The organism is Lachnoclostridium sp. An138, from assembly GCF_002160765.1.
GTDB classification, from domain to species: domain Bacteria; phylum Bacillota; class Clostridia; order Lachnospirales; family Lachnospiraceae; genus Laedolimicola; species Laedolimicola faecalis.
The window spans coordinates 77,346-103,723 of the sequence record NZ_NFLF01000003.1 but is presented as its reverse complement, the minus strand read 5'-3'; the positions used below and the strand labels follow the sequence as shown (position 1 = coordinate 103,723).

The 26,378-nt window shown below is 51.7% G+C and carries 23 protein-coding genes; 4 read left to right on the top strand and 19 right to left on the bottom strand.

Annotation, left to right across the window (positions count from 1 at the left end):
- Positions 1 to 92: 92 nt before the first annotated feature.
- The 7 genes from B5E82_RS03630 to ulaG form a co-directional block, all read right to left on the bottom strand.
- Positions 93 to 941 carry an L-ribulose-5-phosphate 3-epimerase gene (locus B5E82_RS03630; protein WP_087306030.1) on the bottom strand — a complete coding sequence of 283 codons (849 nt, stop codon included), beginning with the start codon at positions 939 to 941 and terminating at the stop codon, positions 93 to 95.
- Between the two features lie 68 nt (positions 942 to 1,009).
- Positions 1,010 to 2,056 (bottom strand): hypothetical protein, encoded by a 1,047-nt coding sequence (locus B5E82_RS03625; protein WP_087306029.1) that lies wholly within the window; start codon positions 2,054 to 2,056, stop codon positions 1,010 to 1,012.
- Positions 2,057 to 2,065: 9 nt separating this feature from the next.
- Positions 2,066 to 2,824, bottom strand: a complete 759-nt coding sequence (locus B5E82_RS03620) for a DeoR/GlpR family DNA-binding transcription regulator (RefSeq protein ID WP_087306028.1) — start codon at positions 2,822 to 2,824, stop codon at positions 2,066 to 2,068.
- Positions 2,825 to 2,942: 118 nt separating this feature from the next.
- Positions 2,943 to 3,239 (bottom strand): PTS sugar transporter subunit IIB, encoded by a 297-nt coding sequence (locus B5E82_RS03615; protein WP_087306027.1) that lies wholly within the window; start codon positions 3,237 to 3,239, stop codon positions 2,943 to 2,945.
- Positions 3,240 to 3,278: 39 nt separating this feature from the next.
- A complete protein-coding gene (locus tag B5E82_RS03610; RefSeq protein ID WP_087306026.1) occupies positions 3,279 to 4,769 on the bottom strand; it encodes a PTS ascorbate transporter subunit IIC in 1,491 nt (496 codons plus the stop codon).
- 35 nt (positions 4,770 to 4,804) lie between these two features.
- Entirely contained in the window at positions 4,805 to 5,272 is a 468-nt protein-coding gene (locus tag B5E82_RS03605) for a PTS sugar transporter subunit IIA (RefSeq protein WP_087306025.1), read from the bottom strand.
- A gap of 60 nt (positions 5,273 to 5,332) precedes the next feature.
- On the bottom strand, positions 5,333 to 6,436 hold the full coding sequence (gene ulaG / locus B5E82_RS03600; protein WP_087165961.1) for an L-ascorbate 6-phosphate lactonase: 1,104 nt from the start codon (positions 6,434 to 6,436) through the stop codon (positions 5,333 to 5,335).
- Positions 6,437 to 6,935: 499 nt separating this feature from the next.
- Between ulaG and B5E82_RS03590 the strand changes: the two genes are divergently transcribed.
- Entirely contained in the window at positions 6,936 to 7,121 is a 186-nt protein-coding gene (locus B5E82_RS03590; RefSeq protein WP_204876404.1) for a DUF4177 domain-containing protein, read from the top strand.
- A 390-nt stretch (positions 7,122 to 7,511) separates the two neighbouring features.
- Here the strand turns inward: B5E82_RS03590 and B5E82_RS03585 are convergent, their stop codons facing one another.
- The 5 genes from B5E82_RS03585 to B5E82_RS03565 all read right to left on the bottom strand — a co-directional run bounded on the left by B5E82_RS03585 (position 7,512) and on the right by B5E82_RS03565 (position 12,919).
- On the bottom strand, positions 7,512 to 8,723 hold the full coding sequence (locus tag B5E82_RS03585; protein ID WP_087306023.1) for a S41 family peptidase: 1,212 nt from the start codon (positions 8,721 to 8,723) through the stop codon (positions 7,512 to 7,514).
- A 183-nt stretch (positions 8,724 to 8,906) separates the two neighbouring features.
- Positions 8,907 to 10,127 carry a murein hydrolase activator EnvC family protein gene (locus B5E82_RS03580; protein WP_087306022.1) on the bottom strand — a complete coding sequence of 407 codons (1,221 nt, stop codon included), beginning with the start codon at positions 10,125 to 10,127 and terminating at the stop codon, positions 8,907 to 8,909.
- A gap of 61 nt (positions 10,128 to 10,188) precedes the next feature.
- Positions 10,189 to 11,097, bottom strand: coding sequence for a permease-like cell division protein FtsX (ftsX, locus tag B5E82_RS03575; protein WP_087306021.1), 909 nt, complete (start codon positions 11,095 to 11,097; stop codon positions 10,189 to 10,191).
- The gene (gene ftsE / locus B5E82_RS03570; RefSeq protein WP_087306020.1) at positions 11,087 to 11,776 is read right to left on the bottom strand and encodes a cell division ATP-binding protein FtsE; all 690 of its coding nucleotides are present in this window, start codon (positions 11,774 to 11,776) and stop codon (positions 11,087 to 11,089) included. Before ftsE ends, ftsX begins: the two co-directional genes overlap by 11 nt.
- A gap of 54 nt (positions 11,777 to 11,830) precedes the next feature.
- A complete protein-coding gene (locus B5E82_RS03565; RefSeq protein ID WP_087306019.1) occupies positions 11,831 to 12,919 on the bottom strand; it encodes a PucR family transcriptional regulator in 1,089 nt (362 codons plus the stop codon).
- Between the two features lie 378 nt (positions 12,920 to 13,297).
- On the opposite strand from B5E82_RS03565, the gene B5E82_RS03560 reads away from it, so the two are divergent.
- The gene (locus B5E82_RS03560; RefSeq protein WP_087306018.1) at positions 13,298 to 14,188 is read left to right on the top strand and encodes a YitT family protein; all 891 of its coding nucleotides are present in this window, start codon (positions 13,298 to 13,300) and stop codon (positions 14,186 to 14,188) included.
- Positions 14,189 to 14,215: 27 nt separating this feature from the next.
- Here B5E82_RS03560 and B5E82_RS03555 read toward each other — a convergent pair whose 3' ends face one another.
- Entirely contained in the window at positions 14,216 to 15,595 is a 1,380-nt protein-coding gene (locus tag B5E82_RS03555; protein WP_087306017.1) for an MATE family efflux transporter, read from the bottom strand.
- A 13-nt stretch (positions 15,596 to 15,608) separates the two neighbouring features.
- Positions 15,609 to 16,025 carry a MarR family winged helix-turn-helix transcriptional regulator gene (locus tag B5E82_RS03550; protein ID WP_087306188.1) on the bottom strand — a complete coding sequence of 139 codons (417 nt, stop codon included), beginning with the start codon at positions 16,023 to 16,025 and terminating at the stop codon, positions 15,609 to 15,611.
- A gap of 165 nt (positions 16,026 to 16,190) precedes the next feature.
- Between B5E82_RS03550 and B5E82_RS03545 the strand changes: the two genes are divergently transcribed.
- Positions 16,191 to 16,646 (top strand): FMN-binding protein, encoded by a 456-nt coding sequence (locus B5E82_RS03545; protein WP_087306016.1) that lies wholly within the window; start codon positions 16,191 to 16,193, stop codon positions 16,644 to 16,646.
- A gap of 224 nt (positions 16,647 to 16,870) precedes the next feature.
- Here B5E82_RS03545 and glgB read toward each other — a convergent pair whose 3' ends face one another.
- The 3 genes from glgB to B5E82_RS03530 all read right to left on the bottom strand — a co-directional run bounded on the left by glgB (position 16,871) and on the right by B5E82_RS03530 (position 20,840).
- The gene (gene glgB / locus B5E82_RS03540) at positions 16,871 to 18,811 is read right to left on the bottom strand and encodes a 1,4-alpha-glucan branching protein GlgB (RefSeq protein WP_087306015.1); all 1,941 of its coding nucleotides are present in this window, start codon (positions 18,809 to 18,811) and stop codon (positions 16,871 to 16,873) included.
- Positions 18,812 to 18,815: 4 nt separating this feature from the next.
- Entirely contained in the window at positions 18,816 to 20,174 is a 1,359-nt protein-coding gene (locus tag B5E82_RS03535) for an alpha-amylase family glycosyl hydrolase (RefSeq protein ID WP_087306014.1), read from the bottom strand.
- Positions 20,175 to 20,261: 87 nt separating this feature from the next.
- Positions 20,262 to 20,840 carry a TetR/AcrR family transcriptional regulator gene (locus tag B5E82_RS03530; protein ID WP_162610696.1) on the bottom strand — a complete coding sequence of 193 codons (579 nt, stop codon included), beginning with the start codon at positions 20,838 to 20,840 and terminating at the stop codon, positions 20,262 to 20,264.
- A gap of 246 nt (positions 20,841 to 21,086) precedes the next feature.
- Here B5E82_RS03530 and pfkB point away from each other — a divergent pair, with 246 nt between their 5' ends.
- The gene (gene pfkB, locus B5E82_RS03525; protein ID WP_162610695.1) at positions 21,087 to 22,019 is read left to right on the top strand and encodes a 1-phosphofructokinase; all 933 of its coding nucleotides are present in this window, start codon (positions 21,087 to 21,089) and stop codon (positions 22,017 to 22,019) included.
- A 137-nt stretch (positions 22,020 to 22,156) separates the two neighbouring features.
- On the opposite strand, the gene B5E82_RS03515 is transcribed toward pfkB, so the two are convergent.
- Both B5E82_RS03515 and B5E82_RS03510 read right to left on the bottom strand, forming a co-directional pair.
- Entirely contained in the window at positions 22,157 to 23,611 is a 1,455-nt protein-coding gene (locus tag B5E82_RS03515; protein ID WP_087306010.1) for an MATE family efflux transporter, read from the bottom strand.
- A gap of 39 nt (positions 23,612 to 23,650) precedes the next feature.
- Positions 23,651 to 26,143, bottom strand: a complete 2,493-nt coding sequence (locus B5E82_RS03510; RefSeq protein WP_087306009.1) for a tetratricopeptide repeat protein — start codon at positions 26,141 to 26,143, stop codon at positions 23,651 to 23,653.
- Positions 26,144 to 26,378: the final 235 nt, after the last annotated feature.

The following is a 26,378-nucleotide window of genomic DNA, read 5'->3' as shown; positions in this document are numbered from 1 at the left end:
TATTCCGGCTTTCTTCGGACAGCCGTCCTCCGAATCCTGTAACTTTATTTTACAGTCTGCAGGCATTTCTTTCAAGAAAAAATACACTGTTTTCAATCGTCGTTCTTCTGATCCAGAAGCTTTCTCATGGCGCTGCAGGCGAAATGCAGATCAGATTTCCAGTCTTCTTTTCCCAGATACCAGAACTCTGTCACGAAACGGCGGACGCCAATCTCCCATGCCGTGTCAATCATGGCCGGGAAGTCTACCTGTCCTTCTCCGAACATCATGTCCCGGAACTTTCCGGGCACGGTTTCCTTCAGATGCATGGCTACCACATGACCCGCGCAGGTGCGCAGATCCTCCAGCACATCCGTGCCATAGGTCAGGGCCGCGTTGTTGATATTTCCGCAGTCCGGATAGACGTTCAGGTATGTGGAACCTACGGCGTCCACATATTTCATGGACTTGGCGCAGGTGTTCATAAACTCGGTCTCCATGGTCTCAAAGCCCATGAGAACGCCCGCTCTGGCCGCCATACGGACCGCTTTCTTCAGATTTTCCCCAAAGCGTGCCACGGTCTCCGGAGTGGACTCGTCATAGTATACGTCATAGCCTGCCAGCTGAATGATGCGAACTCCCAGGTCATCCGCCAGCTGAATGGCTTTTTCCATGATTTCCATGCCTCTGGCGCAGACAGCCGGATCGCTGCTTCCCAGCGGATATTTGCGGTGTCCTGACAGGCACATGCTGCGGACCGGAATTCCCACCTCGTACATGGTCTTTACCAGCTCCAGGCGCTCTTCCTTTGTCCAGTTCAGACGGGCAAGCTTGGCGTCCGTCTCGTCGATGCTGATTTCCACAAAATCATAACCCGCCTCTTTGGCCGCTTCCAGCTTTTCCTTCCAGCTCAAAGTATTCGGCATGGCCTTTTCGTATAATCCAATGGTATATGCTTTCATTGCGTTTCCTTTCTTGTCGCCCCGGGAGCCGGATGGCTGCCGACTCCCTGCTCCCCTGTTCTTGGCTCTTACAGACTGTCAATCTCGTAAAAGGCAATCTGATTGATCTCGCGGTTTGTGGATACCAGGCCTACCTTGCCGGGTTTCTCATAGACACGCACGTTGGCCGGTCCCACATCATGATCCAGGACTTCCATCACATAGTCGCTGCCGTCATAGGTGCAGGCCAGCAGATCGCGCTCTCCCTTGCGGTGTCCGATGATGGCCACGCCCTTGCCGAACACTTCTGCGCCCCAGATGCCATGAGCAAACTCATAGGTCTTGTCAAAGGTCTTGATGCAGGTATAGGCGCCGTTTACCTTTTTGTAAATCTTCACGATCTCTCCATGGAACGGAGTCATGACCAGCATCTCCAGTTCTCCGTCTCCGTCAAAATCAGCGAAGGTCATGTCGCTGGCAGCATCCTCCGTCAGCGTCTCCACAGTCCACTCACCGCCCTTTTCCGCAGGAGGAACTACCTTGAAAATTCCGTTGTCGGCCGCTACGGCAGCCCAGACTCCTCCATTCTCCTCCACGCGGCAGTAACCATGGTTCTTGAGAAGTCCGTCCTTGAGCACGGTCAGCTCAATCTGATGCTCCTCATCCACGCCGCTCAGATCATCCGGCAGCACGCCGACCCAGATCTTTCCGGGGAATCTCCAGTCATCCTTGTACTCGTGATCGGATTTCAGCGCGCAGGCGATCAGATAGTTCACGCCGCCCCTGGTCAGAATGTCAAAACGGTGTACGAAGGGCAGATCTACGAGGGTCTTTACTTCCCAGTCGTTCTTCGCCTTCGGAGTCACCAGAACAATCTTTGCCTCTTTGGAATCATTGGGGGAGTAGAATTTGTGGGTTGCAAGGAACTGTCCGTTGCTTCCGGGAACCTGTACCATGCTCATGGTTCCGCCCGGCTCATCCCATACGGTCTCCTCCAGATTTCCGTCCAGGTCAAACAGAAGGCACTTGTTCACCTTCTCCGCCGCAATCAGGATATGCTCTGATCCGTTGTAGGTCAGAGGGCTGATTGCGTAGCACTTCTCCAGTTCATGTGTCTTTATCTTATTTACTTTCATTGTTGTCTCCTAATCTACCTGGTATACCCAGGTTCCAATCTCACGGAACTGCCGCACCATCTCTGGCGGAGCAGACATATCCGTTATAATATTCTCTATCTTTTCCGGCGGACACGACACGCGGCCGATTTTTTCTCCGAATTTGGTGCCGTCTGCCAGAATGTAAGAGGTTCCTGTAACACGCTGAAACATCATCTGATTCAGGTTTACCTCGCTGACCATTTCGGTGGTCATCCCTATATCAGGGCTCAGTCCGCTGCACCCGATAAAGCTTTTCTTGGCCGTAACCTGAGACAGATTATTCTTTGCAAAATCACCCACCATGGCGCCCTTCATATACCGCAGCTCTCCGCCCAGCAGAATGATGGTCGCCTGAGAAGGATTTTCTTCGTTGATGATATTCCCGTTATTCGTGATGATCGTCACGCGCCGGCTCTTAATGTATTTTACCATGGCCAGGGCTGTGGAGCTGGTATTGATAAAAATGCTGTCTCTGTCCTCCACCAGACTGGCCGCATAGCGGGCAATCCTTTCCTTGCGCAGTTCCCGGCTATTCTTCCGGGCCTCCTCCGCGCCGCCCGTACGGGCCCCGCCGTAAAAACGTTCCAGAAGCTTGTGCTCTTCCAGATACTGCAGATCTCTCCGTATGGTCAGCGGCGACACCTGAAGCTGTTCGGCAAGCGTGCTGACTGTCACGTCTCCCTCGCTGCGAACAGTCTCCAGGATTCTCTCCCGCCGGCTGTTTACAATCGAACGGCTTGCTTTCATGTCGCTCCTTTCCTGATAAAAAGATTCCCACAGGCTATCTTTTTTTTCATCTTAGAAGGAAAGAAGGTCCTTTCTCAGGCCTCCCGGACCTGAGAAGAACCTTCCCCCAATCTGCCGCTTAGTTCAGCGGCACTCCAGACTCTTTCAGTTTTTCTTCCATCTCAGCCTGGGACATTACGTTCTTCAGACCAATTACATGTACGCCCTTTGCCTCTGCGTCCTTGAACATGGAAATGAAGTTCAGCGGACAGAATACAACGTCAAACTGGGTAGCGGCGCTCTTTCCCTCAGACAGAGAGCAGTGATGCAGCTTTCCTACTTTCACGTTCAGAGACTTGATGACCTTCTCAGCGGTCATCTTCATCATCAGACTTGTTCCGGCGCCATTTGCGCAGCATACCAAAATGTTCAGCATCTTAATTCCTCCAATACTTTATAAAATTTTGAGCGGTTTTTATTCAGCCTTCTTAGCCTTCAGCTCCTTGTAAGCCTCCCAGTCCTCGGTCATCAGGAAGTAGCCGTCCTTGTCCAGTTTGTACTGAATCTGCGGAATCGCAAGAAGCGCAATGATAACGATCGCCAGACCTGCGTAGCTTAAGTACTTCATCAGAACTGTGAACACCGGCCATACTACTGCCCAGTCCCACATGCCAAGGTATCCGCCGTATGCAGCCATGCCTACCCAGCTTGCGATGAACGCGGAACCGAATACCTGACACAGACCGGAAATGAACGGCAGTACAATCGCAGCCTTCATACCGCCTCTGTTATTAGCATACACCGCGATGGTCGCGTTGTCAAAGAAAACAGGCACGAATCCGGCGATTACCAGTACCGGGCTCTTCAGAAGAATCAGAGCGCCGATAGCCAGGAACTGTCCTACGGCTCCTGCAAGGAAACCGATGGGAACCGCGTTCGGAGAACCGAATCCGTAAGATACCGCACAGTCAACAGCCGGAATGGAGCCGGGCAGCAGCTTGTTCGCGATACCCTGGAAAGAATTGGTCAGCTCAGTTACGAAGGTACGAACACCCAGCTGCAGGATTGCCAGATATACGGCAAAGTTCAGACAGGTGGTCAGGATATAGAACAGGAAGCTTGCGCCCTCTGCCAGGAAGCCTGCCTCTGTCAGGTAATCACGTCCCAGAAGCAGAAGAATGATGCCGAAGAACAGGGTCATCAGAAGAGCGGTACATACCATGTTCTCATTGAAGATGGACATGAAGCCCGGAAGCTCGATATCCTCGATCTTTTTGGATGCCTTCTTTCCCTTTTTGATATCATGGTCATGCCATTTTCCGGCAATCCAGGAGAACAGAGCCACGCCCATGATCTGCTGATGTCCAAGACAGAAGCCCGCGCCGTCGGTCAGCTCCTGCGTCGGCTTGATGGTCAGGTTGGAACCTACGGCCCAGTACAGACCCAGAACAACAGCCATGACAATCAGAAGCGCTGTGTTATTCGTCAGAAGTCCCGGCAGAGCGAACAGGATCAGCCAGTAAGCAGTGGAAGCCTGCTGTACCTGTACGTGTCCTGTGGTGAACAGGGAACGAAGCTTCGTGATTTTGCGGAAGCGTACCAGCAGAATATTGATAACAAACGCAAGCAGCAGAAGAATCATAACCTGTGAAAACGGTTTTCCAAATACTTCTTCCACACCTGCGGTAACCGCGTTCTGTCCGAAATAGGGGTCGATAACCATGGCGTCCAGATTGAAACGTTCGCCAAGGCCTACCAGTACCGGACGGAAATTGTTTACAAGTCCGCTGGAACCTACAGCCAGAATCATGTAGCCGATGACAGCCTTTAAAGTGCCTCCCAGTACATCATACCAGGGTTTCTTAAGCAGTATGTAACCAATCAGTACAATCAAACCGATCATCCATGCTGGCTGCTGTAAAATATTTGTAGCAAAATACGACCATGCTCTCATTAAAATATCCATACACTTTTCCTCCAGATTTTCCCTCTAGTTAAACATTAGCCCTCTTTATTGTCCAGATACTTTTCCTGAAGTCTCAGCAGATCCTCGGGTCCCTTTGCCTCCAGAAGCTCTGCTACCAGCTCTTCATTCATCAGCATCTCAGAAAGACGCATCATGTTATTCAGATGCTGTTCCGGATTGCAGGAAGCCAGCGTAAAGAACAGCTGCGCATCCTTTTCCGGGTCGTTCGGATCAAAGCTGACCGGCTTCTCCAGCTTCATAAAGCCGATAGCCGTCTTATTTACTCCTACCGCTCCCTCCTGGGAATGGGGCATCGCAATCTTCGGCATAATTACAATATAGGGGCCGTATTTGCGCACGCACTCCACAATATCGTGAGCATAATTGGACTCTACGGTTCCGTCCGCTTCCAGGGATTTGCAGCTCATGATAATGGCGTCTTCCCAGTCTTTGGCTTCTTCAGCGAACAGATAATGCTTCTTTTCCACAAATTCTCTTAACATAGCTCTTCTCCTTACATCTGCCCGCCCGGCGCTGCCGGGCAGACAGGAATGTTCAAATGATTACAGGCAGGAACGGAACGGGATATTCTGCGGATGCTCGAAGCAGTCCTCGAATCCTCTCCTGTGATGGTAGTAAATCTTATCCTTATCCTGCGGATAGGTATACTTGCCGCCTACCTGCCAGAAGAACGGGTGGAATTTGTATTCGTTGCGGTCCTTCTTGAAATCATAGAGCAGCTTAATCTCCTCGCAGTCCGCCTGGAAGTTGGTCCATACGTCCCAGTGAATCGGAACTACGACCTTGCACTGCAGGTTCTCAGCCATACGCAGCACATCGATAGAAGTCATCTTGTCCTGCATACCGATGGGGTTCTCTCCAAAGGAGCCGAATGCCACGTCGATATCGTAATCCTTGCCGTGCTTTGCAAAGTAGATGGAGAAATGGGAATCTCCGGAGTGATAGATGTTTCCGCCCGGAGTCTTCACCAGGTAGTTTACTGCCTTGTCGTCCATATCGGTCGGGCATACGCCGGTCAGCTCTTCTCTGTTCTCGCTGGTGTCGTCTGTAGTTACGATACAGGTACGGTCAAAGCTGTCCAGAGCAACAATCTCGATATCTTTGATCTTAATTGTGTCTCCCGGTTTTACGGTAATGCAGCGGTCAGCCGGAACGCCCCACTTCATCCAGGTCTCCACAGATTTCTTCGGTCCGATGAACGGTACCGGAATCTCCTTGCCGTTCTCATCTGTGGTGGTCATGCCGCTCTTGATTACGTGGGCTGCCCACTCAGCTGACATGTGATCCTGATGGTAATGAGTTGCCAGAACCGCGTCTACCTGCTTGAACGCAAAGGGATCGATCACGAACGGCACATTACGCAGATTCGGCTGCATCAGGCGGCCTCCGCACATATTCGCCATCTGATGGCCCGGCTTCATCTTGTTGTCACCATGGGTTCTCTTTCCATTTCCGCACCAGAGGTCAATGGTGATGTTCGCTCCGCCCGGAGTCTTAAACCAGATTCCGGTGCAGCCCAGCCACCACATGGCCACATTTCCGGGGGCAACCACCTCGTTCTCAATGTCTTCCACGAGCCAGGTTCCCCACTCCGGGAAAGTACTCATGATCCAGCTGTCTCTTGTGATTTCATCAATCTTGGACATATCTGTTCTTCCTTTCTTAAAAAGATTTATCAGTTCCTTATGGTTATTATTGTAACGGACACAGCTTCGTCTTGCAAATACTTTTATGATTGTTTCGTTCATTTTATGTTCATTTCGTTCTATATTTGATAATTTCGTGTTATCTCACAAGCAAAACCCACTATTTTGTCGGTTATGTAAACTAAAATCCGGCATTTTGTACAGATTTATTCTATTTTATGATTATTTTGAACATTTTGCAATGTTCATTTATTTCTTAAAACCATCTATTCAGGCAAAAGGCGGTGCCTTGACAGAAGTGACATTCTTTATTTTGCTGTCGCTATACACACCGAAACGCGGATATGCCATTATGCAATTTATCGAGAATGAAACGAAAGGGCGCTTACTATTGGGAAAGGGACATGACGGAGGGTTTACAATTCATCTATTCCAATAAGTAAACAGCCATAGTATAATAAAGCCAGGGACAAATTGAAAGTTGAAAAGGAGATTAGAAATGAAAAGATATGAGTATATGACCGTAGATTTAAGCGCAGAGCCTTCGTTTAATGTTCATGTTAAGTTAGACAGATATATTGCTAAGCTGAACGAATATGGTAAGCAAGGGTGGAGACTGATTTCTGGAACTGATGATTGGAAATATTCAATTTTTGAGCGAGAAATTGAAGATAAGGAAGAATGATAAACTGTAATTTAACGGGCCATCCTGACCCGAACTTTCAAAACTGAATACCAGCCACCCCAAGGCAGCCCTTGAGACTCTGCAGAGAACTCGGAATCTTTCCATATATACAGTTCAACCGGTTTCCATTATCCAAGTGTCCGTGAAAAATCATGATGACCCGCACTCTACCAGCTGAACTCTTTCAAAACACAATTCCGCGGCTTTCTGATATCGCAGTGTCCGGCTCGCTGCGGACGCCCGTATGATTCAGGCGGACTGTTTTTTAGTCCGTCCGGAAGCATACGGGCGTCCGTGGTGTGTCCGCAAGGTGAATTGCCGCACAGCGGCAAGAGAGGGCGGCCTGGGCCGAACACGGGATACAGAAAGCCGCGGAATGTCCGCTTTGAATTATTTCAGCACCTCTATCGCTGCCTGCAGCTGATTATCCTCTTCCTTCGGTATCTCTACCTCATACATCAGCTCCTCATCCAGCTCCACCGTCACATCCGGCTCAATTCCGGTTCCGTGGATGTTGTTCCCATTCGGCGTATAATACTTGGAAACCGTCAGCTTCACGGCCGTGCCGTCACTCAAAGGATATATCTTCTGCACAATACCTTTTCCATATGTGGTAGTTCCCACCAGGGTTCCGATTCCGTAATCCTTGATGGCTCCCGCGAAGATTTCGGAGGCGCTGGCGCTGTTTCCGTTGACCAGTACAGCCAGAGGCTTATCAAAGTAATTTTCCGCGTCGGAATATTCTTCCTCACGGTTTCCGTATTTGTCTTCCGTGTAGACAATCAGGCCTTCCGGAAGCAGGCGGTCCAGGATTGCGCATACGCTGGAGACCAGGCCGCCGCCGTTATTGCGCAGATCCACTACCAGGGCTTCCATTCCCTGACTTTCCAGAGTATCCAGAGCGGTCATAAACTGTTCCGTGGTCACATCGTCAAAGGAGGTAATGGCAATATACCCTATCTGGTTCTCCAGCATCTCCGACTCCACGGTAGGCACTTCAATGGTACGGCGCTCCACCTCAAACTCCAGGTAGCCGCTCTCGCCGTCCCGGGCCACCTCCACGGTAACGGTCGTATATTCCTCTCCCTTGATAAGAGCGACTACTTTGTTCAGGTCCTCGCCTGTCACTTCCTCTCCGGCAATCCTGTAAATCACGTCGCCGGGGAGAAGACCTGCTTCCTCTGCCGGGGAACCCTCAAAAATCCGGCTGATGGTAATGATGCCTGTGGTCATATTCTGGGAAATCTCCACGCCGATGCCGTAATAGCTGCCGTTTGTGGAATCTATCATGCTCTGGTACTCTTCTTCCGTATAGTAGGCCGCGTAAATATCACCCAGGCCGGCCACAGCTCCTTTATAAAGATAATCCTCTACCTGTTCCGCATCAATATCCTCCAGATAATAGGTCTCCATCAGAGCCTGAATCTCTTCCAGTTTGCTTTCCACCGATGAACCGGTCAGATTCAGCTGTCCGCTTTCCTCCCGGTTTTTCTCCTCCATGTCCGTCAGAAGATTCCGTCCGAATATCGCTCCCTCTGTCAGAATCAGGGTGATCACAAATCCGGCCGCTATCCCTTTCCAAAACTGTTTTCTGTCCTTCATACGCCGTATTCCCCGTCTTTCCGATAAGCGGGCTGCGGCAGATCATTCCGTAACCCGTAATCTGCAGCAGCCCCCGCTCCTCTTCGTTACTGTTCGCAGTAACCTTTTTCCTTCAATATACGCTTTTTTCTTTTGTTTCATACCCTTTCGGCACGGCGGCCCTCTGCGGCCGGCCCCAGCCTGTCATCCCACGTAACCCAGAGGATTTACATAGGACCCGTTCACAATCACGCCGAAATGCAGGTGGTTTCCTGTGGAATAGCCTGTGGAGCCCACCGCCGCTATGGTCTCTCCCTGGGAAACCGTCTGCCCTACCGACACATAGAGCGCCGAACAGTGCATATACACCGTGGATATCCCATTTCCATGGGAGATAACCACATAATTTCCCGCAGAACTGCTGTAGGTAGCCGTCGTCACGCGGCCGGCTGCCGAGGCTATGATAGCCGAGCCATATCCGGCTCCGATATCGATTCCTTTATGATTCGTGGAAGCGCCCGCCGTAGGCTGTTCTCTCGGGCCGAAATAGCTGGTAATCCGGCGGCTGCTGGGACAGGGCCAGAGAAAACCTGACGCTCCGCCGTCCCCGTCGCCATCCTGGGCGGCAGCAGCAGCGGCCGCGGCAATCTGCTGTTCAATCTGGTCCAGCAACTTTTCCTGCTCGGCCAGATCCGCCTCGTACTCCTCCGCATTGCTGCTTTCGCTGTCAATCTGCGCCTGATAGCTGGCGATTTCCGCGTTTTTAGCCGCGATCAGGTCTTCCACGGCGCTCTTCTGCTCCTTCGCGGCGTCTGCCAGCAGATTCAGCTCTTCCTCTTCCAGCTCCAGCTCCTGCTTTTTCTGCTCCACGGCCTCTTTCTGGGCAATATACTCATTCAGCATATCCCTGTCATATCTGGTCATCTGGGACGCGTATGTGGAGCGGTTCAGAAAATCCGCTATGCTGTCGGAGGTCAAAAGCAGTTCCAGCATGGAAGGCGTACCGTTTTCATAGAGATACTGAATCCGTTTCTTCATGTCCTCATACTGCTTCTCAGCTACGGCCTCAGCCTCAGCCAGATCCACTCTGGCCTGTTCCACTTCCGCTTCCTTGTCCGTAATCTCTCCGTTCAGCTCCTGAATTCTCTGCTCCAGCTCATTTGCCTCCTGGTCCAGCTGAGAAATGTAGCTCTGAAGACTGCTTTTGCTGTTTTCCAGATTTTCGATTTTTTCCTTGGCCGACTTGATATCTGATTTGATATCGTCGATTTTTTCCTGAGTCTCCTGTCTCTGCTCTTCCAGTTCATCCGTATCTGCTGTCTGGGAAGCAAATACCAGCGGCAGCTTATCTGATGTAAAAATACAGGTAAATGCCAGCGCGGCCGCGAGAATCAGACACGCGCCGGACAGTCGCTTTCTTTTCATATATTTACTTTCCTTAATTTATCCGCCCGTTTCCGGCGCGCCTGTGAATCCAAAGGCCTTCCTATACTCTCAGGTGCTTCCGGATCGTGAAAAAGCTTCCGAAAAATCCGATTCCCACGCCCAGGCCCAGGCCTACCGGAAGCAGAATGTGGAACATCTCGCCTACCGGCAGGAACTGAAGCAGTCCTGTCAGAATATTGAACTTGTCCCCCATAAAATTAATCAGCTTCGTATACAGGAAATACAGCAGCGCCAGCGGAATGGAAGCTCCGATGAGACCGATGATAATTCCTTCCACCACAAAAGGCGCCTTGACAAATCCATTGGTGGCTCCTATCAGCTTCATAATCGCAATCTCTTCTTTTCTGACAGCGATACCGATGGTAACTGTATTGCTGATCAGGAACACAGATACGCAGAGCAGAAGCAGAATGACCGCGATGGAAATGTATCCTATCAGCAGGTTGAAATTCGTCAGAATATCCGCTACCTGCGCCGATTCATTGATTCTGCGGATGCCTTCCACAGACTCCAGCCAGGTAACCAGATCGTCCTGGCTCTCCACGTCTGTCAGATAGATCTCATAATGAGCCTCATTGGCCAGAGGGTTGTCATCCTCAAAGCCATCCGCCAGCTCCGGAGCCTCCTCAAAGTAGATTTCCTTATACTCGTCCCAGGCTTCCTCCGCCGTCACAAAGACCACATCAGCTACTTCCGTTCTGGAACGGATCTGCTCACCGATGGCATCGATCTGCTCCTGGCTCAGTCCCTCGTCAAAGAACACAGTGACAGCCACCGACTTCTCCATCTCCCGCACCATGTGCTGGAAATTCTCCACCACACAGAAAAAGATGCCGAACAGGAAAATACAGGCTGCCATCGTAGCCACAGACGCCAGGGAAAACATTTTGTTTCTCCAGATATTTTTCAGGCCCTGCTTAATGCAGTAGGCTATCGAACTAATCCGCATGCTGTGTGTACCCAGCCTTACGCTCGTCACTGATAATGACGCCTTTGTGCATTGCAATCACGCGCTTCTTCATGGCATCCACAATCTCCTGATTGTGAGTCACAACCACGACTGTGGTTCCCCGCTCATTGATGGTCTCCAGAAGCTTCATGATCTCTTTCGAGTTTTTCGGGTCCAGATTTCCGGTAGGCTCATCCGCCAGAAGAATATTCGGCTGATTCACCAGAGCTCTGGCAAGAGCTACCCTCTGCTGTTCACCGCCGGAAAGCTCTTTCGGGTACGCCTTGTACTTCTCCGCCAGTCCTACCAGCGACAGCATTTTCGGCACATTTTTTCTAATCTGTTTTGTAGGCGTAATGATGACACGCTGGGCAAACGCGATGTTCTCATAGACGTTCCGGTCTTTCAGAAGGCGGAAATCCTGGAACACCACCCCCAGCTTTCTGCGGTATTTGGGAATGGCGCGCGGCTTCATCCGGTTCAGGTTGATGCCGTTCACTTTAATCGTTCCGGAAGTCGGGTCAAGCTCCTTCAAGAGCAGCTTGATCAGCGTGGATTTTCCGGAACCGCTGTCACCCACGATAAAGACAAACTCACCCTTATCAATGTGCAGCGTGATACCGTTCAGGGCCTGTACGCCCGTAGCATACGATTTTTTCACATTTTCCAAATCGATCATTTTTTCTCTCCTCGAAAATTCTGTCCGCCGGCAGGAAAGCCCGGGACAGGACCTTTAATAGTCCATGTTCTCCATGTACTTCATGTATTTGACAACCATCAGCGCAATCTTGAATGTGATTGCGTCCTCGAAGACGCGCAGATCCAACCCTGTACTCTTCTGGAGCTTATCCAGCCGGTAAACAAGCGTATTTCTGTGGATATAGAGCTGCCTGGAGGTCTCAGACACGTTCAGGCTGTTCTCAAAAAACTTGTTGATCGTAGTCAGCGTCTCCTCATCAAAATCATCCGGGGACTTTCCATCAAAAATCTCCTTGATGAACATTTTGCACAGAGGTATGGGCAGCTGATAAATCAGACGGCCGATGCCGAGCGTGCTGTAGGCCACGATGTCTTTGTCGTCAAAGAAAATCTTTCCCACATCCAGCGCCATCCGCGCTTCTTTATAGGAGCGGGACACCTCTTTGATCTCGCCCACGATGGTTCCATAGGCAATGTGAACCTGCTGATCATTTTCGCCGTTCAGCAGATCGCGGATCACCTTTGCAGTCTTGTTCAGCTCCGGATACCCTTCATTTTCTCCCAGCTCTTTTACTACAATGATATTTTTCTCATCCACTGCCGTGATGAAATCATGGGACTTGGGGCCAAACAGCGTGCGCACGCTTTCCAGGGAAGCCGTATCCTTTTCTCTTCCAGTCTCTATGATAAATACCGCGCGCCGCACTTCTGTCTGGATATGAAGCTTCTTCGCCCGGTTATAGATATCCACCAGAAGAAGATTGTCCAGAAGAAGATTCTTGATAAAGTTGTCCTTATCAAAGCGCTCTTTATAGGCCACCAGAAGATTCTGAATCTGGAATACTACCAGTTTTCCGATCATATAGGCGTCTTCACTTCCGCCGCCCGCCAGCAGAATATACTCCAGCTGATTCTCATCAAAGATTTTGAAGAACTGAAAGCCCTGAATCACCTGGCTGTCCGCCGGGGAATCAATAAACGCAAGAACGGAGCCCGTATAGGAATCCGCCTCAGGGAAAGTAGAAGCAAGCACCTTCCCTTCTGTATCTATAATACAGAGATCAATTCTGGTTATCCCCTTGAGTCCGTCAATCGTATTCTGCAGTATCTGGTTTGAAATCATAACTTTCTCCGCTCCTTCTGAATTATATAGTTTTGTGCATATCGCTGACAGTCATTCCGGAGCCTTCTCTCTCCGGTTTCCGGCAATATTTACAATAAAAAACCCCATTTTTCTGGCAACAAAAAAATACCTAAGTTATATATTAATGCAAAATTGTAAAAAAGAAAAGAGGAAATGCAAATTTTTTTATGCACATCCTCAGTATTTCCAGTAATTTTCTCCGATTTTTTTCTTATACATTGTTCACAAAATATGTAAGAGGCCATTTTTCACCTCCGCCCCGGCTTTTCCCGGGGGCCTTGCATTTTCCTTTTGCCTGTGATAGCGTTGGTGTGCAGGGAAAGAATATGGAAAAATTTTTTCAGCAAGGAGGCTGTCATGTCTGCAATCAATATAAAAACCACCCTCAGAAATTATATCCTTATCATCGTCGGAACAGCTGTGATGGCATTTGCCACAGCTTCCGTGCTGGAACCGGCCAGCCTGATCACCGGAGGCTTCACCGGTATCGCCATCATTGTCAAGCAGTTTACAGAGCATCTGATTCCCGGAGGAATCCCGCTGTCTGTCACCAACCTTGTACTTAATATTCCACTGTTTCTCATTACCATCCGCCTGAAAGGCTTTCACTATCTGGTCCGCACCATTTTCGCGACCCTCATGCTGTCCTTCTGGCTTTCCGCGCTCCCCGTGATCCCGCTGGCTGAAGGCGATCTTCTTCTGTCCTCTCTCTACGGCGGCATTTTCATGGGAGTCGGCATCGGACTGGTTCTTGTGGCCCAGGCCACCACGGGCGGTACGGAGCTGATCGCGGCGCTGATTCAGCATTTCCTGCGCCATTACAGCATCGCTTCCATTATGTGGATCATCGACACTGCCATTGTCATTCTGGGCGCTTATCTCTATGGAATTCAGATGGCGCTCTACGCGATCATCGCCATTTATCTGACTTCCAAGATCTCCGACGGCATCATCGACGGCCTGAAGTTCTCAAAAGCCGCCTTTATCATTACCGAAAAGCCGGAAGAGCTGGCCGCACTGGTTATGGACGAGCTTGACCGGGGCGTCACCGGTATCCCGGCCACCGGCATGTATTCCGGCGAAGCCAGAAACATGCTGTTCTGTGTCGTGGCCAAAAAACAGATTGTCCGCCTGAAGGATCTGGCCAAGGGCTGCGATCCGAACGCCTTTGTCATCGTAACGGATGTGCGCGAAGTGCTGGGCGAGGGCTTCATCGAGCACCAGGGCGGCACCGGCGCTTCTGTCTAGGGCGTTTCTGTCCAGGACTTTTCAGGCCTACGAAGCCCGGACATACTCCTGCTGTCCGCAGTTCCTGCCGCTGCTTTTTTTATCCAGATTTCTGCGCGCTCTGTGCCAGATTACGACGGACAGCCCCACCGCAATGTAATCTGTGACGCTCTGCCCGTAAATCACGCCGTTCAGTCCAAACAGAGCGTCCAGCAGATACAGAAGCGGTATCAGGAGCACTCCCTGACGCAGAATCGAAAGGATTGTGGCCGGGAAAGCATGATCCACAGACTGCAGGCAGTTCATATTCATAAAAAGAAATCCAATCACCGGACCGGAAAGCATATATCCAATCAGCATCTGCACGCCGTAGCGGATGACCTCTTCATCATTGATAAACATCCGGATCACGGACTCTCTGCAGGTATAATACAGGATCACAGACGCGATTCCCACAATCAGGCAGCATCTTTTCGTGAACCGTTCCACCGCCTGAAAGCGTTCCATATTCCCCGCTCCGTAATTATAACCCAGCAGGGGCTGCACGCCGTTGGCCAGGCCCATCTGCAGGAAGGTGATAAACATGTTCGCCTTGAACACAATGCCGATGGCTGCCACAGGGGCGTTTCCATACGCTACAAGAATCTGGTTCAGCACAATGGTGGACAGGCTCATAAGAGCCGAAAAAATCGCCGTTGGCAGGCCGATGCTGCAGATTTTCACAAGAATTCCGTCCCCGCACCGGAAATATTTTGGGCTGAGGGACAGAAGTCTGGACTTCTTCAGAAAATACCACAGAAAATAGAGGCAGGACAGTACGTTTCCAATGGTCGTGGCAATCGCCGCGCCCGTAGCTCCCATACCAAAGACGGAGATGAAAACCGGGTCCAGCACAATATTGGCTATGGTTCCGATCATACTTCCAATCATGGCTTCCCGGCTCGCTCCCTCCACGCGGATCACAAAGCTGCAGGCTGCCGACCAGATGATAAACGGAGCCCCGTAGGAAATATGGAACGTATATCCCCTGGCAAATTCATAGGTCTCGGAGTCGGCTCCAAACAGGGTCAGAACCGGCTGCATGAAGACCATAAGAACCAGCATAAACACAATTCCCACGATCAAAGACGCATACAGCACGAAGGCCGACACGTTTCTGGCCCGTTTTTTATTCTGCTCGCCCAGAGCCATGGAAGCCACCGCGCTTCCTCCCATTCCAAACATGTTTGCAAAGGCCATCATCAGAATAAATATGGGATTGGTGAGACTCACCGCCGCCACCTGAAGAGCGTCTCCCGTCTGTCCCACAAAGAAGGTATCAGCCATATTATAAACCACCGTCACCAGACTGCTGATGACGCTGGGTATGGCCATCTTTGCCACAGCCTTCGACACCTTCATCCTCCCCATCAGTTCATTGTCTTCCATCTGTTTCACTCCTCTATTCCAGATTTTTCAGCATCCGCTCTGCCAGCTCCAGGAACACTGCCTTTTCTTCCTCCGAGATTCCCTGCAGCATCCGTTTCTCCGTCTCTTCTATTTCTCCCTGAAGGGCCGCCCGGATTCCGTCCGCCTTCGGCGTAAATACCAGCTTCTTCAGCCTGCCGTCCCGTTCATCCGGCACTCTGGCAATCAGCCCCTCCGTCTCAAGGGCGCTCAGCGCTCCCGTCACCGTGGAAGAACGCAGGTCAAACTCCTTTTCAATATCCTTCGGATATACCGGACGTCTGGCTCCCTCCACCAGAATATAGTCCAGAATTCTCCCCTGGGCCTCGCTGATTCCCACAGTTTTCTGCACAGCCTGGGAACGTCTCCGAAGCCGGTGAGAGATTTTATTGATCATTTTTCCTGTTTCCACAAAACCACGCGCCTCCTCCATTTTTATTTTACTAGTTTCCTAGTAATTTTAGCGCCGGTTTGATCGATTGTCAAGAAGAATCCCGGCGGGGCAAAAAAGCTCAAGTATATTTCCCCCTTCTTTCTCATACCTTATAACAATCGAAACATACAGGAGGGGCTTTCCTTGAGCTCAAAAACAAAAATCGTCGTCCTCCGCATGAAAGAATTAATCTATACGGGAATCTTCGTGGCCCTTGGCATTCTTCTGATCCTTCTTCTGGTCTACATGTTCTCTCCGAAGGATAAGAGCACAGACACGGCCGCGGCTTCCGAAAAGTACATACCGGGCGTATACACCTCCTCCATCATGCTGAACGGCAGCGCTGTGGACGTGGCTGTGACCGTCAGCGCGGAGGAGATCGAATCCATCCAGCTGGTAAACGTCAGCGAAGCCCTGGAAACCATGTATCCCCTGATGGAGCCCGCCCTGGAGAGCCTTGCGGAACAGATCTGCTCTACCCAGTCCCTGGAAGGACTCACCTACGCGTCAGAAAACCAGTACACCTCCCAGGTTCTCCTGGACGCCGTCAGCCGGGCGCTGGATAAGGCAGCCGTGACAGAAGATGACAGTGAGTCGTAAGGTATATATAATACCTGCGCGCGGTGCGGAAACAAAAAAGGCCGACGGCGCCGGCGTACAGGGAAGCTCTGCACTCCCCTGTACGCCGGCGCCGTCTATAAACCGCGAACTATATACGCAAAACCGGATTCTGCTTTTATGTTCCTCTCATTTCATTCTTATTTCAATTTCTTTCTTAATTTCAATTTCATTCTTATTCCACTTATTCCACTCTTATTTCAGCCCTAAAACTCAAACACAGCCACTCCGTAAGGCGCCAGCGGGTAGGCGATGGAGTAGGGCTGGCCGTCGCACTCGCCCTTCACTGCCTTGTAAATCAAAGGCTTCTCCTGGCCGCTGCCGCCGTAAATGGCGGCGTCGCTGTCCAGCACCAGCTTGTACTGCTTTCTTCTCGGAACGCCTACCCGGTAATCAGGACGGGCCATGGGCGTGAAATTGCAGACAAAGAGCAGACTCCTTCTGCCGTTTTTCGCAAAACGCATAAAGGAAAAAATGCTGCGGTCCGCGTCATTGGGGTTAATCCACCGGAAGCCCTCCGGATAGGTATCCTGCTCATAAAGGGACGGATGAGTCTTGTACAGATGAAGCAGCGCCTTCACATAATTCTGAATCTGCTGATGGCGCTCTTCGCCCAGAAGATACCAGTCCAGCTCTCTGGCCTCGCTCCACTCCTGGAGCTGGGCGAATTCCTGGCCCATAAAGAGCAGCTTTTTCCCGGGATGGCCCATCATAAAGGAATAGGCCGCCTTCAGGTTCGCGAACTTGTCATCCGGATACCCCGGCATCTTATTGTACATGGAGCATTTCAGATGCACCACTTCGTCATGGGAAAGCACCAGAATATAATTTTCACTGTAAGCATAGGTCATGGCAAAGGTCATCAGGTTATGGGCTCCCTTACGGAAATAGGGGTCCAGTTTCATGTATTCCAGGAAATCATTCATCCACCCCATATTCCATTTAAAGGAGAAGCCCAGGCCGTCATTCTCCGGCTTATCAGTAACCTTGGGCCAGGCTGTGGACTCCTCGGCAATCATCATGGCGCCCGGGTTGCGGCCCAGCAGAACAGAATTCAAATGCTTGAAGAACTCCACTGCTTCCAGGTTTTCATTTCCTCCGTATTTGTTCGGCACCCACTGTCCTGACTGCTTTCCGTAATCCAGATACAGCATGGAAGCGACCGCGTCCACACGCAGGCCGTCCACATGGAACTGTTCCACCCAATAGAGAGCGTTGGCAATCAGGAAGTTCTTTACTTCGTTCATCTCGTAGTTAAAAATCTTCGTACCCCAGTCCGGATGCTCGCCCTTCCGGGGATCTGGATATTCGTACAGCGGCTGGCCGTCGAAATCCGCAAGGCCGTGGGCATCCCGCGGAAAATGAGCCGGCACCCAGTCCAGAATGACGCCAATCTTTTTCTTGTGCAGATAGTTCACAAGATACATGAAGTCCTGAGGACTTCCGTAGCGGGATGTGGGAGCATAATAACCTGTCACCTGATATCCCCAGGACCCGTCAAAGGGATGCTCCGCGATTCCCATCAGTTCCACATGGGTATAACCCATCTCATGCACATAGTCTGCCAGGCTGCTGGCCAGCTCACGGTAATTGTAGAAGCCGTCCTCGTCCGGACCATGGGGATGCTTTTTCCAGGAGCCGGGATGAACCTCATAGATGCTCATGGGTTCTTCAGTCATCTTCTTTTCCCGCCGCTGCTCCATCCAGGTATGATCCGTCCATTTAAATCCGGTAATGTCTGCCACACGGGAAGCAGTGCCCGGCCGCATCTCCGCAGAGGATGCGAATGGGTCCGCCTTATAAAGCCGGCGGTGATCCGGAGTCTCAATCAGATATTTATAAAGAGCTCCAGCCTTCAGCCCGGGAACGAACAATTCCCAGATTCCCAGAGGCTCCAGCCGCTCCATCTCACAGCTTTCCTCATCCCATCCGTTAAAATCCCCAATCACATGTACTTTCAGGGCGTGAGGCGCCCATACCGCAAAGTATACGCCCTTCTTTCCCCGGTACTCGGTGGGATGCGCTCCCAGCTTCCGGAAAATGTCATAGTGGGTTCCCTGGCCAAACAGATACTGATCCAGATCTGTCACGAAATTATCCGGCCGTTTTTTTCCGCTTCCCTTTGTTCCTTTTTTTCTTTCTTCCATAATCTCACCCCTGTTTTACTGTAAATACCGCACTTCCGTAAGCGGGCATCTCCCATATGATTTTTCCATTCTCTATCTTCTGCGTCTTTTCTGTAAAGACTTCCGCAGCTTCTGCCCCCGGAACAGGGCAGGGAATCTCAAAACGCGCTTCCTTTTCGTCGTTATTCACAGCCACGACTACCGCTTCCTGACCCAGGATTCTGGCGAACGCATACTGGCGGTTGGTAAGCAGCAGTTCCCGGTACACCCCGTCTGTCAGCGCCGGCTCCTTCCGGCGTACTTCCGCCAGGGTCTGAAGCAGAGCAGGCAGTTCCCGCACCGGCGGGTTCTCTTCCAGTTCCGCCAGCTTCAGGCAGGGCCGTAAGTATTCATCGCCGCCCCACTCCTTCTTTCCTTCCACTCCATATTCGCTTCCATAGTATACGGAGGGAATGCCCGGCAGCGTATAAAGCAGCGTATAGACAGAACGCAGGAAGTTCCTGTCCTGCAGCGTATTTACGATCCGGTTCACGTCATGGTTATCCACGAAGCTGTAAAGCCTGCAGCCTCTGTAGATGCCTCCGTTCGCGTCAAACTGGCGGCGGATTGTATGGGCAATCTCAAAATAATTGTGATCGTTATGTCCGGAATAAAGTCCTTTCCACAGCTCATAGTTGGTGACAGAGTGAAGCATCTCCCCGTTGACCCAGCGGGAGTAGTCTCCATGAATCACCTCTCCCATCAGCCAGAAATCCTGCTTTTTCTCTTCCACGGCCCTCCGAAGCTCTTTCATAAAGTCAAAATGCAGGCAGTCGGCGCAGTCCAGGCGGATTCCGTCAATGTCAAATTCATCGATCCAGAAGCGCACCACATCCAGCAGATAATTTCTCACCTCCGGATTCCAGAGATTCAGGTTTGCCAGCTCATAGCAGTCGTGCCAGGCTCTGTACCAGAAACCATCATGAAAAGGACTGTTCCCCTGAAAATTCACATCCTGATACCAGGAGGCATACGGAGAATGTTCCCTGTTCTTCTGCAGATCCTGAAAAGCGAAAAACTCGCGGCCCGTATGGTTGAACACGCCGTCCACCACCACCCGGATTCCGCTCTCATGACATCTCTCCACAAAGCGCCGGAAATCCTCATTGTCTCCCAGACGGCTGTCCACCTTCCTGTAATCCTTCGTGTCATAGCCATGGCTTGTGGATTCAAACAGCGGGCCGATATATACTGCGGTAAATCCCGTATCTTTCATATGATCGATCCACGGGTCCAGCTCTCTCAGCCGGTGAACCTCCCTTTCGTCCTGATGGGTCTTCGGCGCTCCCAGAAGCCCCAGCGGGTAAATATGATAAAAAATGGCCTCTTCGTACCATTTCGACATGATGATTCCTCCTCCGATTTTCTTCTGACACAGCCTGATCCCAGTCCCCAGTCCCCATTTCCGCAGTCCTCTTCTCGGGGCTGCCGCTCAGGAATAGATGCCGTGCATGAACTGATGGACCAGCGCTTCAATCTCCTCACGGGATATCTCAATCACTTTTCCCTCGCGCCTGTCGCTCTTCATCATCAGATAGACAAGCACCAGACCGATAAATCCCAGAGAGAACTGCTTCTGCCGGCCGTTCATGTTCCCCAGGTCAGCTGCCGCCGCCTGGAAAATTCCCTCCACATCCTGCTGCAGGCGGTGCACCAGCGGCCGGACCGCCTGATATGCCTCATTTTCCCTGGCAGAATAATACAGGGCCACGAACAAAAGAGAAAATTTCGGTTCTCTCCTCGCAAAGGCCGCCACAGCCGCCGCCGTCTCGCAGAGCGTATCCTTCAGTTCGCCATGATAGGCGCAGGCCCACCGAAGCTCCTCCAGGAACGGCTCTCCCCTGGTCTCCAGAAGCTGCTCCAGAAGGCCGTATTTGCTTTTAAAATAATAGTAGAGCGTTGGCTTGGTAACGCCAGATTTTTCCGCTATTTCCTGAACTCCCACCGCGTCATAGCCTCTGGAATAAAAGAGCTCCAGCGCCGTCTCAAGAATCCGTTCTCTGTTGTCCACAGACATCCTTCTTTCTACTGTTTTGTGCTGTGTATGTTTGTTCTTTTATTGTATACCGAACGGTATATTCTGTCAAGACTGTCCCTGCAGATTCTTCCATCTGTCAGACATGGCGCCGCAGAAAATTTCCGGCTGTTTTCGCTTTTCTCGCCTGTCTTTTGTTTGACATTTAATAGTTCTGCCCCTATAATGTATCTATATTCCACAAAAGTGTACGAAAAACCACGAAAACGAAAGGATTTGTCCATGATATTATCTGTAACTCTAAACCCCTGCATTGACAAAACCATTTATCTTGAGCGGCTGCAGGTGGGAGCCTATAACCGGGTAGAGGCGTCCCGCAGCGATCTGGCCGGAAAAGGGCTGAACGTAAGCACCGTGCTGAACAATCTGGGAGAAGACACCATCTGTATGGGCCTCAATTTCCGGAACAACGGAAGCCTTCTGGAACGCACCCTGAACAGCCGGGGGCTGAAGCACCATTTTGTCTATGCGGACGGTTCCATCCGAACCAACATCAAACTGTTTGACCAGGCTGCCCATGTCATGACCGAAATCAATGAGGCCGGTCCTCTTGTATCCTCCTCTGCCATTGACAAGCTGATCGACGAGATCGACGCCCGGCTGGAGGATACCCACATCCTTGTCTTAAGCGGCAGCGTTCCGCCGGGAGTTCCCGCTGATATCTATCAGCGGCTTATCCGCATGGCGCACCGGAAAGATGTGAAGACAGTGCTGGACACTGCCGGAGAGCCCTTCCTTCTGGGGCTTCAGGAAAAGCCGTTCCTGCTCAAGCCCAACAGCATGGAGTTCGAGCAGGCTTTCAAGACTGAGCTGAAAGCCGGACGGGGGCCGCTGGAGGTAGCCCGCAGCGTCGTAGACAGCGGAATTCCCTATCTCTGCATCTCCATGGGCGCAGATGGCGCCATCCTGCTGGACAGAGAACATACATACCGGGCCAGGCCCCTTTGCGTGGAAGCCAAAGGCCTGACCGGAGCCGGCGACTCGATGGTGGCGGGCATGTGCTTTGCGCTCCGGAAGCATCTCGGTTCCGAAGATATGCTGCGCTATGCCATGGCGGCGGCAGCCGGTTCCCTGCGGCAGGAAGGGACCCTGCTTGCCCGGGAAAGCGATATAAATGAGCTTCTTCCCCAGGTGGAGATCGAGACAATTGCGTAAAGGGCGTCCCTCACCCGGATGTCTGAAAAATCTGACGGAACATATCTGTAAAAATACGCAGAAAGGAGACAGCCGGCCGGCCCGGAACTGTCTCCTGATTTTTTTATCCGTTTTATATTTTCCCGGAATTCTCCCTTTTAAATCGCAGCTTTTTCCGCAGGTCTTTCTGCAGATTCTTCCGCAGATTCTTCCGCAGATTCTTCCGTAGATTCTTCCACCGGTTTTTCTGCCGGTTCCTCCATCAGAGCTTTCCGCTTTGCGATCACCCGCGGGAAAAAGTACAGGAACAGGCATGTTGTCATCACAGCTGCCGCCACATCCGCCGCAGGTTCAGAGAAAAAGGCCGCCTCGGCCGTGAAAAGAGCCGGCAGAAGCAGAAGGCTTCCCAGATAAATCACTTTCCGGAAGGCCGAGCAAAAGAGCGCCAGCCTGACCTGTCCCAGGGCCGTCGTCTCATCCACCAGGGGATACTGCACCGCAAGCGGAATGATCATGGCCGTAAAAATCTTGATATAATGGACTGAACGCGCCGCGATTTCCCCTTCTTTCGTGAACAGAGACACATACAGCGGAGAGACCGTATAAGTTATCACCATCATAAAGGCGCAGAAGCCGAGGCAGAGGCCCACGATGCAGCGCAGGGCTTTTCTGATACGGACCGCGTCCCCCCGTCCGTAATTGAAGCTGATAACCGGCTGGCTTCCCAGCGTAATCCCGCCCATGGGCATTGTAATAAGCAGAAGATAGCTCTGTACAATCGTCGCGCAGGTCACCAGGATGTCGCCTTCTCCAGGCCCCCCATAGCGCTGAAGCACCGTGTTCAGCACAATCAGAAGAATACTGTCGCTGGCGATAATCAGAAACGGCGACAGGCCAAAGGCGGCGATTCTCCGGACCGTCTTCCACCGAAAGCCTCCCCAGCCCAGACGTACCGGCATCTTCCGGCTTCTGAGCGCCAGAAGGACGAAAACGCAGGACGCGATCTGAGAAATCACTGTGGCGATGGCCGCTCCCGCCACGCCCATGTGAAAAATAAAAATAAACACCGGGTCCAGCACAATGTTCATGACCGCTCCCAGAACCACTGTCGCCATGCCAAGACCGGAAAAGCCCTGCGCAATCAGAAAGCTGTTCATGCCGCCGGCCATCAGGGCAAAAAAGGTACCCGCCGTATAAATGGTCATATAAATATCCGCATACGCAAAGGTGGCCTGGCTCGCGCCAAACCACATCAGCAGATATTCTTTGGAAAACAGAAATATCACAGTTAAAACTATGGACAGCGCCAGAAGCATCAGAAAGCCGTTATTCAGGATTCTTCCAGCCTCTTTTTTATTTCCCTCTCCCATTCTCATAGCCATCAGCGGAGAACCGCCCATGCCAACCAGAGAACCAAAGGAGGAAAGAAGCGTCACAATAGGCGCGCAGACTCCCACTCCTGCCAGAGCCAGACTTCCCACTCCCGCTCCGATATACATACGGTCTACAATCGAATACAGCACATTCACCAGCTGCGCCAGCATAGTGGGAACCGCCAGGCGCAGTACCAGTGGAAACACTTCGTCGTGTCCCAGATCATTTGTACGTTTCATAACTCTTCCGGCCGGTCTGACGGCCGGCCTTAAGCCCCTCTATTTTTCAAAGTCTTTTTCCAGAAGAATCAGATGTCCGAATTCGTCCATACGGCTCTTCTTTGTCCTGCCAAACAGGCCCCTCTTTCCCCGCTTGTCGATGGCCTCGTCCACCATTTCCTTCACCTCAGCCACATTTACCAGGTGGTCGCTGGTCTGGCTGTTCCCGATCCGGTTGTACAGAGCCAGAACCGCCATCTCATCCAGCACGCAGTCTCTTTCCTGCGCGTAAGATTCCCCGAAAGCCACCAGCTCTTTATTGGTAAATACAGGGATCTCGATCGTGCGGGTAAACTTGGCGCCCAGACTCTCGCAGCGGGTAAAGAGCCTGCGGATCTCTTCCTTTTCATCCTCCAGAATAACCAGCAGCCCGCCTGTCCTGCGCGTCATGGCGTGAGACAGCTGCACTGCCGTCTGGGTCTTCAGATTGCCCGCTCTCTCAATCAGAAGCGCTCCGCCGCCCAGCTTCGCAATGATATCCGACACGCTCTTGCCGTTCAGGCTCTCCGCCGCGATCTTGGCCATCTTTGCGCCTTTGACACGGCGCTGCTTCTGCAGAGCTTTCACAATGTCCGCCGCCAGAGTGGATTTTCCATTTCCACGCTCTCCGGTAATGACAATATTTCCCACCAGGGAATCCTCCCGGCGTCCCTTCCGCATCCGGTCTTCCTCCAGAAGCTCCGCCAGCTGGCGGTTCATGCCGCGCACTGAGGTAAAATAGGCAAAAAGCTTCTTCTGCTCCTCGGACAGCTGGCCCGGGGGCAGTGTGGAAATAGTCTCTTCCAGAGATTTTTCCAGTTTTTCGATCATCGGAGAAGCCGCTTCTTCCTTCGGTTCCTTCTTCCCGTTCTCTCTCTTTTCCTCTTTTTCTGTGTTTTCCTTCTCTTCTCTCTTCTCCGTCCTGTTCTCCGCCGTTTTTCCGGCTCCGGACGCCTCCGGCTGACAGGACTTCCGCTCCGGAGGGTTCTCTTCCAGGGACGGAGCCTCCAGAATATCCAGAATCTCCACAGCGCCCCGGGAAGCCGCAGTCTCTGTCTCCGGCTCCTCTGCCGCCGGTTCCACAGGAGCCTCCAGAATGTCCAGGATCTCCGCCGGTTCCTTTGAAGCCGCTCCTGCAGAAGCTTCCGCCCTCTCTTCCGGCGCCTGGCTGTCTGTTCCCGCTGTCCTGCTCTTTTCCGTCTCACCCGGTTTTACAGGCTCCAGTTCCACATGGACCTTCACCGGAATCATGCCTTCGATCTCATCAATCAGGCGCTGAATCTCTTCCGGCACCGTGGTCTTCACTTCGGTATTCAGATCCGGCAGCTGGCCGGTAGCCCGCAGACGCTCCCGCTCTCTGCGGCGCTCTTCATCTCTCTGGGCCGCCTCGGCAATCGCGGCCTCCGTCTCCCGTTTCTTGACCTCCCAGTCGCTCAGAATGTCTTCTATGCTGAGCTGGCCGGTAATCTGCCGGTCCAGCACGTTTTCTTCCATGTCAAAAGTCAGCTGCCCGCTCTCGTTCTGCCCGATGAATCTGGGAAGCTGCGACGTATTCCGGGGAGCGCCCTGGGGAAAGACAGACTGCCGCCCGGTATCCGCGCTTTCTGAGACAGCCTTCTGCTCCTGCTTTTCTTCCTCTGAAGACTCTTTTTCTGAAGAGCCTTTCTCTGACAGTTCTTCCCCGGCCGCGCCTTCGCTCGACGTCCCGCTTTCCGCCGTCTTCTCTTCCTTTGCCTTCTCTCCCGGCGCTTCCGTCTCCCTCTCCGTCTCCGAAGCAGCCTTCTCATCCTTTTCCCTGCGGATCAAATCCTGAAGCCCCTCCGCCAGAGCCGCCTGGAGATTGGTCGTGTTAAACTGGTCCATATTCACAGGGCGGACACGGATTTCTTCCGCGTCTGTCCCTTTGGCCATCTGACGGTACTTTTCCTCCTGAGAAGCAGTCAGCGGCTGAATCCGCATCTTCAGCTCCATGGCTTTCATGACATATTCGCCCTCGCTGAACCACAAAATCAGATCGTCACACTCTTCCACGCATTTGGAAAACATGCCCGCCTTGTAATACAGGCTGGCCAGCTCATAAGCCCATTCCTCCTGATATTCCCGGCTCTTGTATTCCTCAAGGATCGCTATCTGATCTTCTATGGAAGAACCGCGCCCTCTGTAAATCTTATATTTCAGCACATACCGTCCCAGATCATGAGGCGCTATCTTGACAAACTCCTTATACAGCTCCACCGCCTCATCAAAATCCTTCAGCTGCACCGCTATCTCTGTCATTTTATAGACGATCATGCGTCCGATAGGCGCGCAGTCATAAGCGATATTCAGGATCTCATAGCAGTCCTCATACCGCTCTGTCTTCTCATATGCTTCCGCCACCTCCAGGAGAAGCCCCACGTTCCGCACCTTACGCCAGTCGATGGAATCCGCGATCTTTGCCGCAGTCTGATAATCTCCTTTTTTCAGCAGCTTTCCCATCTGCTCTGTCTTTATCTGAAATTCATACTTATCCAATGATTTCCACCTCAGCCATCCAGTCAAACCACCATATTTTGTTGCATTTCCGTTCCCTTTGTCAAAATATGCTACAATTAAAGTTAGTGTATCACAGGGTACTTTCCTTGTCAAAAAAATTCTTATCCAAGCCGGAAAACCGCCTCCGGGAACCGAAAGAGGGCGCTGTCCGGTCACGCCTAACGCGCACCGGGCACCGCCCCCTGTTTGTTTCTCTGTATTCACACGGTATTTC

Coding starts and splice junctions, on each gene's coding strand:
- B5E82_RS03610 (WP_087306026.1), bottom strand. CDS start 4,769: ATGGATATTTTAATGAGAGCATGGTCGTATTTTGCTACAAATATTTTA.
- B5E82_RS03630 (WP_087306030.1), bottom strand. CDS start 941: ATGAAAGCATATACCATTGGATTATACGAAAAGGCCATGCCGAATACT.
- B5E82_RS03585 (WP_087306023.1), bottom strand. CDS start 8,723: ATGAAGGACAGAAAACAGTTTTGGAAAGGGATAGCGGCCGGATTTGTG.
- B5E82_RS03605 (WP_087306025.1), bottom strand. CDS start 5,272: ATGTTAAGAGAATTTGTGGAAAAGAAGCATTATCTGTTCGCTGAAGAA.
- B5E82_RS03620 (WP_087306028.1), bottom strand. CDS start 2,824: ATGAAAGCAAGCCGTTCGATTGTAAACAGCCGGCGGGAGAGAATCCTG.
- B5E82_RS03515 (WP_087306010.1), bottom strand. CDS start 23,611: ATGAAACGTACAAATGATCTGGGACACGACGAAGTGTTTCCACTGGTA.
- B5E82_RS03535 (WP_087306014.1), bottom strand. CDS start 20,174: ATGTCGAAATGGTACGAAGAGGCCATTTTTTATCATATTTACCCGCTG.
- glgB (WP_087306015.1), bottom strand. CDS start 18,811: ATGGAAGAAAGAAAAAAAGGAACAAAGGGAAGCGGAAAAAAACGGCCG.
- B5E82_RS03555 (WP_087306017.1), bottom strand. CDS start 15,595: ATGGAAGACAATGAACTGATGGGGAGGATGAAGGTGTCGAAGGCTGTG.
- pfkB (WP_162610695.1), top strand. CDS start 21,087: ATGATATTATCTGTAACTCTAAACCCCTGCATTGACAAAACCATTTAT.
- B5E82_RS03590 (WP_204876404.1), top strand. CDS start 6,936: ATGAAAAGATATGAGTATATGACCGTAGATTTAAGCGCAGAGCCTTCG.
- B5E82_RS03560 (WP_087306018.1), top strand. CDS start 13,298: ATGTCTGCAATCAATATAAAAACCACCCTCAGAAATTATATCCTTATC.
- ftsX (WP_087306021.1), bottom strand. CDS start 11,097: ATGCGGATTAGTTCGATAGCCTACTGCATTAAGCAGGGCCTGAAAAAT.
- ftsE (WP_087306020.1), bottom strand. CDS start 11,776: ATGATCGATTTGGAAAATGTGAAAAAATCGTATGCTACGGGCGTACAG.
- B5E82_RS03580 (WP_087306022.1), bottom strand. CDS start 10,127: ATGAAAAGAAAGCGACTGTCCGGCGCGTGTCTGATTCTCGCGGCCGCG.
- B5E82_RS03615 (WP_087306027.1), bottom strand. CDS start 3,239: ATGCTGAACATTTTGGTATGCTGCGCAAATGGCGCCGGAACAAGTCTG.
- ulaG (WP_087165961.1), bottom strand. CDS start 6,436: ATGTCCAAGATTGATGAAATCACAAGAGACAGCTGGATCATGAGTACT.
- B5E82_RS03565 (WP_087306019.1), bottom strand. CDS start 12,919: ATGATTTCAAACCAGATACTGCAGAATACGATTGACGGACTCAAGGGG.
- B5E82_RS03625 (WP_087306029.1), bottom strand. CDS start 2,056: ATGAAAGTAAATAAGATAAAGACACATGAACTGGAGAAGTGCTACGCA.